Source organism: Acinetobacter sp. ANC 4636, assembly GCF_054454555.1.
The window spans coordinates 103871-114028 of the sequence record NZ_JBTKVD010000010.1 but is presented as its reverse complement, the minus strand read 5'-3'; the positions used below and the strand labels follow the sequence as shown (position 1 = coordinate 114028).

Genomic DNA, 10158 nt, shown 5'->3' with positions numbered 1-10158 from the left:
AACTGCATCTTCACAGATTGAATCGCTTTTAAGAGAAACGCTACTGCAGAACCCAAAGCAAGTCATGTCTAAGGGTTACGGTATTGTTCGCTCAAACGGTAAAGCAATTCGTTCCATTCAACAGATTTCAGATTCATCCATTTCAGTCGAAATGCAAGACGGCGTAATTGAAGCCCATGTTACACAGGTAATTTCAAATGACAGATAAAGAACTAAGCTTTAAAGAAGGTTATGACATTTTAAAGCGCAATGCTGAGTTGCTTGAATCTCAGGAAGAACCTGATATTGATAATTTGATGAAGATCGTTGAAGAATCAATGGATGCTTATAAAGCCTGTAAGTCACGTGTTGAAGCCGTGCAACAGGCTTTAGATGAGACGTTTAAGGAATGATGATGAAATCCTTACATGTTGTTGCTGCAGTTATTGTGCACCAGGACAAAATTCTATGTGCACTTAAAGGCGAGCATAAGTTTTCATATCTTTCCAATACGTATGAATTCCCTGGCGGTAAAGTTGAATTGAATGAGACACCAGAGCAAGCTCTCATACGAGAAATACAAGAAGAGCTTAAGCTTGATATCCAGGTTACTAAATATCTTTTAACTGTCGACCACACCTACCCTGATTTTAATATTCAGTTGGCCACTTATTTGTGTGAAGCAGATGCCATTGAAAAATTAGTATTAACAGAACATAAAGCGATAAAATGGTGTGTCACTGAGGAGTTAGAGCAGCTTGATTGGGCTGCGGCGGATCTCCCGATTGTTAATTATTTACTTGATAATAAGATTTGAGTATGTTGAAAAATTTCAAAGAATTAGTACCTGGCACCACATTAAATAATACAGAGCTATGTGAATATTTTGGTTGTTCACCTCAAGGGGGTATGCGTAGATCCCTCAAGACAAATACTCTCGTGATTATTTCAAATCATGTTGAATCGATTTATGAAGATAAATGGATTGGAGATGAGTTGCACTACACTGGAATGGGACAAACTGGTGATCAAGAACTAAAAACCCAGAATAGGACTTTGGCTGAAAGCAAAACTAACGGCGTTTCTGTTCATCTTTTTGAAGTTTTCACGGATAAAGAATATATCTATCAAGGTCCGGTCGAACTTACGAGTGCTCCATATCAGCAAACGCAACCAGATAAGGATAATCAACTGCGCCGTGTATGGGTATTTCCAGTTAAGTTGTTAGATCCACATGCTGTGATTAGCACAGAAACAATTATTCAAACGAGTCAGAAGAAACAGCGCAAGTTTAAGAAGAAATCTACTGAACAACTCCTTGCTGAAGCAAATGCTTCTTCTCAAACTGAAGTTGGCTATCGTAATACCAGCACAAAGTACTACATTCGTTCCGATGCTATTGTTCAATTAGCAAAGCGCTTAGCAAATGGCATTTGTCAGTTATGTGACCAGCCTGCCCCATTTAAAGATCGGTTTGGTGAGCCATACTTAGAAACACACCATATTGAATGGTTGGCTCATGGTGGTGCTGATAAAGCTGAAAACACTGTGGCACTTTGCCCTAACTGCCATAAGAAGATGCATATTGTAAATTCTATTGTTGATAGGAAGCATTTGCAGGAGAGAAACTTTCTTTTACTAAATATTTAATCTGTATAGAAATAACCTGACTGGTTGTTGATCTGAATGGTAGCTGTCAAATTCACTCTAATATATACAATATACTTTTTAACCTTTTTTCTAGAAATAAAGGTTAAAAAGTATTCACACACAAATGCCTGTTAGTCATTATTTAGACTATCCCAATCGATTTTGTTTAAGGACATCCATTTATTAATTGTAGGATCAGATTTTAATATCTGTTCTATATCTTTAGAGTGGATCGCTGCACGTAAATCTTCAAGAATTTGATTTTTTCTATCCGTATCGGTTGGAAGATTTTGAACAATCATTGGATCATTTTGAATCCTACAAATTGCTCGATTGAATTCATAAAATAGCCAGCCCTGTTCCCTCCAAGGGCCACGTATCTTTATTGCTAGTGTAAGTTCACGTTCTGCTTCTTCCCATTCCGGCACTATCTTATCTTTCAATGCAAAACCTAGTTGTCCGTGGTTTATATGATAGCGATTTGCCAAGTCATTATGAATTAAAGCCCTGAACAGTGGAATCGTAAGTTCCATCTTGGGCTTATTTTTAACGTCTTGCCAATTCTCGCTACGCACCTGCCATGCTTTATTTAATATTTGAATCTTGATGTGCTGTGAAGCTACAGCAATTGCAGAATCAAGCTCTCCTTGGGTAATTTGTGGTAAATCCGAACTTGGATTCAGTTGACGATACGCAAGATTTAACGCATTAGCATCTTGTTCAGACTGTTTCTGGAAGGCATTCAGTTTACGCTCTGTAGTTTCTACCTTAGTCGCTAAATTGCCGATAGCATCTTGATCTGCCTTTCTTAATGCACCAGCCAAAAATAGTCTCGTCCAAAGATAACCAAACAGAAATCCAAGAACAGCCGAATATAATAAAAGAGCTGCTGCAAATACCTTTCCATGAGTTTGAGAACCTAGTCCTGAATCTATAAATGTAATAAGTGACATGAAATTACTATGAATAGCAGAAATTTGTGTAAGACTCACTCCCACAATAATCTTTGTAAGCCAATCAGAAATTTCTTCTAAGTTTGTGTTAACACGATAACCTATATGAGGAGTAGAAGTTCCCGCCTCTGTGCTTATGGAATTCAGTTTTGTGTTGGATTTTTCTTCCTCTTGTTCAAGTGTTCGCGGAATTCCAAATAGAAAACCCAATACTCCACCAATAAAAGCAGATGCACCACTAAGCAAGATTCCTATACTTGCTATAGCAGCGAAACCGATACTATTTGTTTGAGTGGCTATGGCATACGCTATCACGCTTATCAGGCAAATTAACATGGCCTTAGTCAGCCATTGCAAAGCTTTTCGACTATCAACGAGTTTTTGATCTATTTGACTTCCAGTAGTGTCTTCACTGTTCATAATTATTCCCTTTTTATTATAAGTTTAAGCACTTGCTTTATTTTTTATTGCAAAATCAAATAGATACCCATCATCAAATGATCTCTTGATTAAGCAACAATGCACTCATTTCGATTTGTGACGAAGATCCTGCCATTTCTTATTGTAATCAGTGAGAATCTTTTGATATTCGTTAAAAACCTTTTCAAGAATTATACTTTCATTCTTATCAAAGTCAGGAGATCGCTCATTAAACTCTAAAGTTGCCTCTAGTGCACGAAGTCGTCCATAAATCTCGGCTGTCAAATGCCATGATTGCTGAGGTGAAAAAAAAGTGCCCAGGGTCGCTACTACAGTGGCTATAGTTCCAAGCACCAGTAATATATTACTCGCCTGATCAGGTTGCCAAATAGTCGACTTAGAACCCAAAACAAGGGTGATCAACACTGATAAAATGACTCCAACATATTGGTATCTATAATGCCGTGACCGATAATATTTAATGGACGAATCAAGCTGTGTAAGCCGATCATGAATTTGTTGGTGTAAGTACTGACTTTGTGTTTTATATTTAATCATGTCTGGTTCCCTATGTTAAAAACCTAGATCTTGCTTTAACTCATCATATACATATCCTGCTATAAGCCAGTTCATTAAGTTCACGACGCACCTAACCTACGCCTGACTTACAGCAAGAAAAAAATATTATGACTGCTAAAGTTTATGCTTCATTTATTGAATACTTCTCCGTTAAATCTTTATCCTTATGGACTACACTACTCTTAAGCATGCTAGCCATTTTAGGCCAGTGAGTACTGAGAAACCTGTCCTTGTTCATACATATCAAGCACACTTTCACCCGGATTAAACCTATGTATAGTGATTTAGATTATTAGTCTAGGCATTAAATAAATCAGTATCTATGTACTCAGCCTTTACCATGCTCCAGAAATCATTAGCGAGGCCATTCTCAACATATGCGTATGGAAGCCAGCCATAGCCACTATCGCCCCATTGAGTACCCCATGAATTTCTAATAAGAAAGGCACCTTTAGTATTTCCAATCTTTTTACTATCATCATAGCCAACAGCAAGGACAGCATGTCCACCCTCCAAAGTATCGCCTTGAGAAGGGTATGGAATCACTCCTTGTCCATCACCTGATGATGGCATAGAACTATATACTGAGAAGCCAAACATAGAAGGGAAACCAGCTGCCAACTTGGTTTTAATATTAGTAAGAACAGTCTGTGTTTGCATTCCAGGAAGATCCAGTCGGAAATACTCAATAGCTTGGTAATTCTGAGCATAGGAAAAACAGAATGGTGTTGGATCATCATTAAACCGCTCTGAATCATAAGGCCAGTATCGTTCTGGTGGTATACCAAAAAGAACCATAGCTTTCATTGTATCTCGTAGGTATGCACCATTATCTCCAGTGAAGCCTAGAAGCTGACGTGTAACTTTATAGAGAAATAGCCTTGATCCATCAATGTACTTCCCAAATGTTCTACGCTCAAAATACTCAAGCATACCAACAGCTGCGTTTGCAGTACATGAACTTAGCTGCTCTTGATCTTCAATTGGTGAACAGAATTGTCTAAGGTCAATAGAAGTTGGTAATGATTTCTTTGCAATCTTGAGAGGTTTTGACTTCTCTAAAATTTTAGCAACATCCTCTGTAGTTTCCGTATGATCCCTAAAATCTGGAAGATCACGGTGCCAACCAAGTCCATGTCCATTTATTGTGTGCATTATGCTTCTCCTAATATATGGAAAGCTTGGTATAACAATCGATCATTCTCTCGTATATAGCCAAGCTATTTTTAGATCAGCGAAATTAACTCTCAACTATCTGAAAAAAAAATCATATAAAGTCGATGATTAATCTATTCAGATTCATGCTCCCAGCTTTTGTTATTTCATATTCTTCCTTGATAGATATTTTAATTAGAAAAGCTAGTTCTTTATTCAATATTGTTGATCTAAATGCTATCTTTTGTGAATCACCTAATACTTAGCATAATCACTATATGAACCAAGTATGTTGGTTATTATTTAATCAATTCCATCTAAAAGCAATATATTTTTTATAAAATCAGTCTATTATGAAAATAATATTTTTAAACAAAACAGCAACTTAATAAAATAAAACTAAAATAGTAAGTGTTTTAAATTTTAAAGATAGAAATGTTAGTCATTACAACAACTTCCCCTGTTTCCCACTCCCCAACAAATCCTCAACCTTCCATGATAACTTTCGCACCTGACATGACACCTTACTTACTCCGTCTCAATCATGCTGGTTGCAGTTTAATTAACTGCATCAGTGCGTTAAATAATGTCGCGCTAATGCAAAACCACCTTTATTTTGGATAAGTAATAAGCAAAATTATAAACTCCTAAAATAAAGAGGGTCTTCTATGGATTTAATAATCAGATTTTTTGATTGGGTTTCTAACTGCTTCTTAAGCGGAAAGGTGCAGGCGTTAGGCATTGTTTTGATTGGTGTCTTATTATCATCTGTTTTTCTTAAACTTTCTCCAATTATCATAAAAGGAGCTATTTTCCTCTATCCAGATGTAGGTCAATACTTAGAAGAACATTTTATCGGGTTCCAAATTGGTCTTTTTGCTGCTTATATGACGCCTACTCTAATTTGCGCATATATTGCATTTAAACAGTTCCAATATATTTATTACAAAGAAAGCTACCACGGCTTCTAAACTTCAAGCCCTTTCTCTATAAAGGGCTTTTCTCATATAAGTAGCAAATTCATTAGCATCAAACAGATAACACAAAGCTTCATTATTCTATTTGGTAATTAAACGTGTTATAAAACCCTTGTTTCTATGGGGATTTATAATGAAAAAAGTATTTACATGTTTCGCACTATCAATTCTTTCAATTACTTGTTTTGCAAAAGGTGGTGGCTCATCCCATTACTCGTCGTCAAGAATGACGGGATCAGGTTACACCAACCCATCTCATACAAGAGTTTCAGGGTACACTAAAAAGAATGGGACTTACGTTGCGTCATATGAAAAGTCACATAATAACTCAACTCAATTAGATAACTTCGATACAAAAGGCAATGTAAACCCTTATACAGGTAAGGATGGAACTAAATATGCATCAAAATAAATAAAAGCGCCATAAGGCGCTTTTTTATGGTTTATAGTCCCATAGAGATCCATTCTCACCACAATTACGCTCAAGACCATTCATTATGTCTTCAGTAGAATATTTTTTATTCCGCCAATCATTTATACTTACTTGTACGTAAGCTCTACAATTTGCAGGTAACCCAGATTCCTTACCATAAATAGGCTTGCTGTTATTATCTTTAGCACATCCTAATAAAGCGAAGCAAAAAACAAGGATAAATAAGCGCATAGCTTCCTCTTTTAAATTATTAATATTCTGAGAATTTCACCCCACTATACCACGTAAAAAATTAAAATATGGAAACACTCAAACAACGCCAGCCCTGAAAACCAGCTGTCAGATACAAGCAAAGACTTCATAATCAAGCTCGATTTTTCAAATCAATTACTTTCTTTTCTGACATGATCACTAACACTAAACCTCATTTGGGCTTAATAATCATTTATTTATGGGATGGCGGTCATGCATTAGAGGGGTATTGATATTTTTATGGTTGTTGGGTAGTTTGAGGTTTTAGGGGATATTTATGAAAACTAAATTTATAACACTTATATTATGTATTCTATTTTCCACTCCAGCCTTAGCAGATAGAACTGTATTTTGTGAAAGTATGGCTAAAATGGGATTGAAATATATATCGGATAGACAAGATGGAAAATTTCTTTCTAATGTGATTAGCGATATTAAATCTATCAATACCGAACATGACAAATTATCTTATGACATTGAAAATGCAGCTATTGAGATGGCTGAACGTGCATACGAATACCCGATGTACAGTGATAAAGATCAACAAACTCGGATTAAAGTTAAATTTATGAACGAAGTTTATAATGAATGCTTGAATTAAAAAACTAATTAAAAAAATAGCCACCTTTCGGTGGCTTCTCTTAATTAATCTTTACAATTAAACTAGTTTAGTTTCACATCAAACTACTGACCATTTGCAAAGGCAACAGTTCTACAATTTCGATCAATAGTCAGTTCACTTAACTTATTTTTAAAATCAAACTGCCATGCAATTTTTCTTGCCATTTCATGATTGGTCACAATCACTCGCTCAACAATTCACCTTGCTTACCTACATCAAGCAAATCGCTGACCTGTCTGTTAAGTTTACGCACCTGACTCGTCACTTCACTCTGTAGTATGGCCATGTGATGCCCCATCTCAATATTGGAATACTGCATAGCTTCAGCAACCATAAGATTGCCAAGCGCACGTGCTTCACGTGGTGTAAGAGTCAGTACATCATTATCCCCAATATCAATCTTCACCGTACCGTCAGGAAGTACTGTTTTTGACATAAGCCGTGATGGGCGATGCTTAGGTGCTGGAATAAACACACCGCGCTGTACACGAATAATGTACCCTGAATCAACCAAGTAACTTAGGCGATCATCAATAATTGAAAGTTTAAGCCCTGTAAGCTGTGAAAGAGTTTCACGTGTCACAATCTGTTCTTGATTATGTAAATCCTCAATAGCTTCAAGAAGTAACTCTGCATTGCTTTTGGTACTCATACGCTCACCTGACCCTTAACAACTTTAATTTTTAATTTTCCGCCTTTAAAAACAGGCTGTTTCATCATGACAAAGTTTGATATCTGCGAATCATCACAGATCAATTGTGCTTTCATCAAAGCATCAAAAATTGGCTTAACGACATTATCGGCATCACGTTTTACTTTGTCGGGTACGTGATACTCCATAAAAACCTGTACTTCTCCTGAATAATTGATTGGCTGCACAAAACGCTGAATCACGGCGCGAAAGTGATGTGCCCGATGACTTAAATATTTACGGCCACGATAGCCAGCTTCTACCCAATAGTGGTTTACAGTTGGAGGTGTCATTAATATCTCAAACTCAATAAGCACATCATCACTTGAGGGTTTAAACACAGTACCTTGCACCTGATCCGCAGGAACTTTAGGTATAGGGTTTGGATCAACCTTCTTTTTCTCAGTTTGATCTTGCTTGTTCCTCTTTTGCATCAAGCGCTTAAATTCAGCTTTTGTGACGATGTAAGTCATTGATCCCCCTTCTTCAATAACTTAAAAATATCCTCAGATCCAATAAACTCCTTACCTAGGCTATCCACGGCGCTTATCACGTTGCAGTACTTCCCTTTCCAAATACGCTGAACTACTAAATTACCCTTAGGTTGCCAGTCGCCCTTTGTCACCGTAGCATCATACAAAACGATGTCACCTACCTCGATCACCATAGTAAGCCCTCCTTTTGAATTGTTGCTCCGAACCAGATTAAGAAAAATGCAGCACATGCAAGTCGGACTAGGTTTTGGCCACTCATTCGAAATTCCCTTCAAACCCAACTTGCTTGAGATACGGCACAAGTTTTTTACGTTGTTCAGGATTGGTCAGCTTCACAGAAATACGTGCTGTAAGCTGCTCATAGCTTTCCCCTGCTTCTGCAAACTTGCTTGATACTTCGGGATGGTGTGCTAGCTTTTGGGCAAACAGGTTGATTTGTTTTTCAGAAAGCTTTTTCGGTTTTGCTGTTTGATTTTGTGCTGCAGGTTGCTGTTCTCGGGTTTGGTATTTCAATCGTGCGTTCAACAGCCAGTCTGCGAAGTGGTAATGCATGAGCTCACCACATAGATCCTTGTCTGCGTTGTAAGCCTCAAATGCATTTTGCTCTCGCTTGAACCAGTTGGCAGTTTTGATCTGCTCGATGGTTTCTGCATCGGCGATCAAACCAAGTTCTTCTTCAAGTTTTTTTAAGCAAAGCCATGTTTTTTTATTTTTAGATTCTATTGGTAGATTCTTTGATAGATTCCGTGTCCCATTGTTGGGACTCTTTAACGGAATTGTTGGGACTCTTTCGGCGAATTGATGGAACTGTTCCACTGTTGGAACTGTTCCAAGATTGGTACTGTTTATTTCATCTTCAGACACGTCAAAGAGTACCGTTGTTGGTACACTTTCACGTCCTTTTACACCGACCAAACGATAGACTTTGATCTGCTTGGTTCGACCTTTTCGTTCACCTGTATCAACAATAAAACCGTCTTCAACCAGTTCATCAATGATCTTTAAGACAGTTTTACGATCCATCTCTGTATCTTCTACCAAACGTCCTACACTTGGATAAGCGCAGTGATCTTCACCTGCTCGATCAGCAAGTGAAAGTAGTACAAGTTTTTTGAGTGGTTTAAGGCATCCACCCTTGGTTTGCTTTTGTCGGGTACGCCAAGCCCATATGGTTGCATCAAGACTCATGAAATCTCCCCTTGGGCTTCAAGTGCTCGTTGGTGATGCTTTTCCACATCATCTAGCTGTTGAGGTTCTTCATGCTGAACAAGGCATGTGCCACATGGTTCAGTTTTGAATTCAGTGCATTTACCTGAGCACGGATGTTCTAGCTGCTGTAATTTCACGTTATTTCCCCTTTCTTTTGGCATAACCGCCAAATCTTTCAATCACACCTGAATCAGCAAGACTTCTTTCAATCTCTTTTGTGATACTCCAGTGAAGGCAAAACTCCCATTCAAGGGCTTTTCTAAAATCTTCACGGCGCACAGCCGCATTACTGATGGTGTAATTGCGTTTGGCCAAGTTGTCTTGTGCCGTTTTAAACATTTCGTCAAAGACACACATTGCTGCTGTGTGCCATTGTCGGATTCGGTTGATTCGATCTAAATTTGGCTTTGCTGGGCGTTCGTCATGCATTCTTTCCCTCAACCAAGTTTGTGATTGCCTCTAGCAGTGCCTGATCAAATTCACCTGATGCAATAAATTGATCGATCAGGTTCGGTGATGGCGGCAGATCTGTAAGGCGCTGATCGGTTTTACAGTGTGGGCAACCATCGAAGTACTCTCCTGCTTCTTCGTCAAATAGGTTTTGAGCGAGTTGCTGCTCTTTAAATAACTGGTTGCACCAGTTGCATTGGATCGTTGGTTTTTCCAAGACTGACTCGCAAAAGCTGTTAAGAGCACTGGAATTGCCTGTGCTAAGTTGTTGTGTTAAATTCGTCATAAGTGTTC

The 10158-nt window shown here is 37.9% G+C and carries 16 protein-coding genes and 1 pseudogene; 6 read left to right on the top strand and 11 right to left on the bottom strand.

The annotated features are described in order from the left end of the window. The 4 genes and pseudogenes from ACX1N5_RS11830 to ACX1N5_RS11815 form a co-directional block, all read left to right on the top strand. Window positions 1–208: pseudogene (locus ACX1N5_RS11830) on the top strand (exodeoxyribonuclease VII large subunit); the annotation flags it as partial. Then, a complete protein-coding gene (xseB, locus tag ACX1N5_RS11825; protein WP_111894212.1) occupies window positions 198–392 on the top strand; it encodes an exodeoxyribonuclease VII small subunit in 195 nt (64 codons plus the stop codon). The pseudogene ACX1N5_RS11830 and the gene xseB, both read left to right, overlap by 11 nt. Before the next feature lie 2 nt (window positions 393–394). Then, entirely contained in the window at window positions 395–796 is a 402-nt protein-coding gene (locus tag ACX1N5_RS11820; RefSeq protein WP_458802862.1) for a (deoxy)nucleoside triphosphate pyrophosphohydrolase, read from the top strand. A 2-nt stretch (window positions 797–798) separates the two neighbouring features. Then, on the top strand, window positions 799–1629 hold the full coding sequence (locus ACX1N5_RS11815) for an HNH endonuclease (RefSeq protein WP_458802864.1): 831 nt from the start codon (window positions 799–801) through the stop codon (window positions 1627–1629). A gap of 131 nt (window positions 1630–1760) precedes the next feature. Here the strand turns inward: ACX1N5_RS11815 and ACX1N5_RS11810 are convergent, their stop codons facing one another. From ACX1N5_RS11810 to ACX1N5_RS11800, 3 genes are all read right to left on the bottom strand, one after another. Continuing rightward, window positions 1761–3002 (bottom strand): hypothetical protein, encoded by a 1242-nt coding sequence (locus tag ACX1N5_RS11810; RefSeq protein WP_458802866.1) that lies wholly within the window; start codon window positions 3000–3002, stop codon window positions 1761–1763. Window positions 3003–3107: 105 nt separating this feature from the next. Then, a complete protein-coding gene (locus tag ACX1N5_RS11805; RefSeq protein ID WP_458802868.1) occupies window positions 3108–3560 on the bottom strand; it encodes an SLATT domain-containing protein in 453 nt (150 codons plus the stop codon). Between the two features lie 318 nt (window positions 3561–3878). Continuing rightward, window positions 3879–4736: a C1 family peptidase gene (locus ACX1N5_RS11800; protein ID WP_458802870.1), complete on the bottom strand. Its 858-nt coding sequence runs from the start codon at window positions 4734–4736 to the stop codon at window positions 3879–3881. Between the two features lie 668 nt (window positions 4737–5404). On the opposite strand from ACX1N5_RS11800, the gene ACX1N5_RS11795 reads away from it, so the two are divergent. Beyond that, complete coding sequence (locus ACX1N5_RS11795; protein ID WP_458802872.1) at window positions 5405–5707, top strand: hypothetical protein; 303 nt, start codon at window positions 5405–5407, stop codon at window positions 5705–5707. 442 nt (window positions 5708–6149) lie between these two features. Here the strand turns inward: ACX1N5_RS11795 and ACX1N5_RS11790 are convergent, their stop codons facing one another. Beyond that, entirely contained in the window at window positions 6150–6377 is a 228-nt protein-coding gene (locus ACX1N5_RS11790; RefSeq protein ID WP_004752475.1) for a hypothetical protein, read from the bottom strand. Window positions 6378–6675: 298 nt separating this feature from the next. On the opposite strand from ACX1N5_RS11790, the gene ACX1N5_RS11785 reads away from it, so the two are divergent. After that, a complete protein-coding gene (locus ACX1N5_RS11785) occupies window positions 6676–6999 on the top strand; it encodes a hypothetical protein (protein ID WP_004752477.1) in 324 nt (107 codons plus the stop codon). Window positions 7000–7201: 202 nt separating this feature from the next. On the opposite strand, the gene ACX1N5_RS11780 is transcribed toward ACX1N5_RS11785, so the two are convergent. The 7 genes from ACX1N5_RS11780 to ACX1N5_RS11750 form a co-directional block, all read right to left on the bottom strand. Then, complete coding sequence (locus ACX1N5_RS11780; protein WP_458802875.1) at window positions 7202–7672, bottom strand: hypothetical protein; 471 nt, start codon at window positions 7670–7672, stop codon at window positions 7202–7204. Next, window positions 7669–8184, bottom strand: a complete 516-nt coding sequence (locus tag ACX1N5_RS11775; RefSeq protein ID WP_458802877.1) for a RusA family crossover junction endodeoxyribonuclease — start codon at window positions 8182–8184, stop codon at window positions 7669–7671. Before ACX1N5_RS11775 ends, ACX1N5_RS11780 begins: the two co-directional genes overlap by 4 nt. After that, the gene (locus tag ACX1N5_RS11770) at window positions 8181–8378 is read right to left on the bottom strand and encodes a hypothetical protein (RefSeq protein ID WP_458802879.1); all 198 of its coding nucleotides are present in this window, start codon (window positions 8376–8378) and stop codon (window positions 8181–8183) included. The genes ACX1N5_RS11775 and ACX1N5_RS11770 overlap by 4 nt, the downstream gene beginning before the upstream one ends. An 82-nt stretch (window positions 8379–8460) precedes the next feature. Continuing rightward, a complete protein-coding gene (locus ACX1N5_RS11765) occupies window positions 8461–9393 on the bottom strand; it encodes a helix-turn-helix domain-containing protein (RefSeq protein ID WP_458802882.1) in 933 nt (310 codons plus the stop codon). After that, entirely contained in the window at window positions 9390–9551 is a 162-nt protein-coding gene (locus ACX1N5_RS11760; protein ID WP_155757290.1) for a hypothetical protein, read from the bottom strand. Before ACX1N5_RS11760 ends, ACX1N5_RS11765 begins: the two co-directional genes overlap by 4 nt. Before the next feature lies 1 nt (window position 9552). Beyond that, a complete protein-coding gene (locus tag ACX1N5_RS11755; RefSeq protein WP_458802884.1) occupies window positions 9553–9843 on the bottom strand; it encodes a hypothetical protein in 291 nt (96 codons plus the stop codon). Beyond that, window positions 9836–10150, bottom strand: coding sequence for a hypothetical protein (locus tag ACX1N5_RS11750; protein ID WP_458802886.1), 315 nt, complete (start codon window positions 10148–10150; stop codon window positions 9836–9838). Before ACX1N5_RS11750 ends, ACX1N5_RS11755 begins: the two co-directional genes overlap by 8 nt. Between the last annotated feature and the right edge of the window lie 8 nt (window positions 10151–10158).

Coding starts and splice junctions, on each gene's coding strand:
- xseB (WP_111894212.1), top strand. CDS start 198: ATGACAGATAAAGAACTAAGCTTTAAAGAAGGTTATGACATTTTAAAG.
- ACX1N5_RS11820 (WP_458802862.1), top strand. CDS start 395: ATGAAATCCTTACATGTTGTTGCTGCAGTTATTGTGCACCAGGACAAA.
- ACX1N5_RS11815 (WP_458802864.1), top strand. CDS start 799: ATGTTGAAAAATTTCAAAGAATTAGTACCTGGCACCACATTAAATAAT.
- ACX1N5_RS11810 (WP_458802866.1), bottom strand. CDS start 3,002: ATGAACAGTGAAGACACTACTGGAAGTCAAATAGATCAAAAACTCGTT.
- ACX1N5_RS11805 (WP_458802868.1), bottom strand. CDS start 3,560: ATGATTAAATATAAAACACAAAGTCAGTACTTACACCAACAAATTCAT.
- ACX1N5_RS11800 (WP_458802870.1), bottom strand. CDS start 4,736: ATGCACACAATAAATGGACATGGACTTGGTTGGCACCGTGATCTTCCA.
- ACX1N5_RS11795 (WP_458802872.1), top strand. CDS start 5,405: ATGGATTTAATAATCAGATTTTTTGATTGGGTTTCTAACTGCTTCTTA.
- ACX1N5_RS11790 (WP_004752475.1), bottom strand. CDS start 6,377: ATGCGCTTATTTATCCTTGTTTTTTGCTTCGCTTTATTAGGATGTGCT.
- ACX1N5_RS11785 (WP_004752477.1), top strand. CDS start 6,676: ATGAAAACTAAATTTATAACACTTATATTATGTATTCTATTTTCCACT.
- ACX1N5_RS11780 (WP_458802875.1), bottom strand. CDS start 7,672: ATGAGTACCAAAAGCAATGCAGAGTTACTTCTTGAAGCTATTGAGGAT.
- ACX1N5_RS11775 (WP_458802877.1), bottom strand. CDS start 8,184: ATGACTTACATCGTCACAAAAGCTGAATTTAAGCGCTTGATGCAAAAG.
- ACX1N5_RS11770 (WP_458802879.1), bottom strand. CDS start 8,378: ATGGTGATCGAGGTAGGTGACATCGTTTTGTATGATGCTACGGTGACA.
- ACX1N5_RS11765 (WP_458802882.1), bottom strand. CDS start 9,393: ATGAGTCTTGATGCAACCATATGGGCTTGGCGTACCCGACAAAAGCAA.
- ACX1N5_RS11755 (WP_458802884.1), bottom strand. CDS start 9,843: ATGCATGACGAACGCCCAGCAAAGCCAAATTTAGATCGAATCAACCGA.
- ACX1N5_RS11750 (WP_458802886.1), bottom strand. CDS start 10,150: ATGACGAATTTAACACAACAACTTAGCACAGGCAATTCCAGTGCTCTT.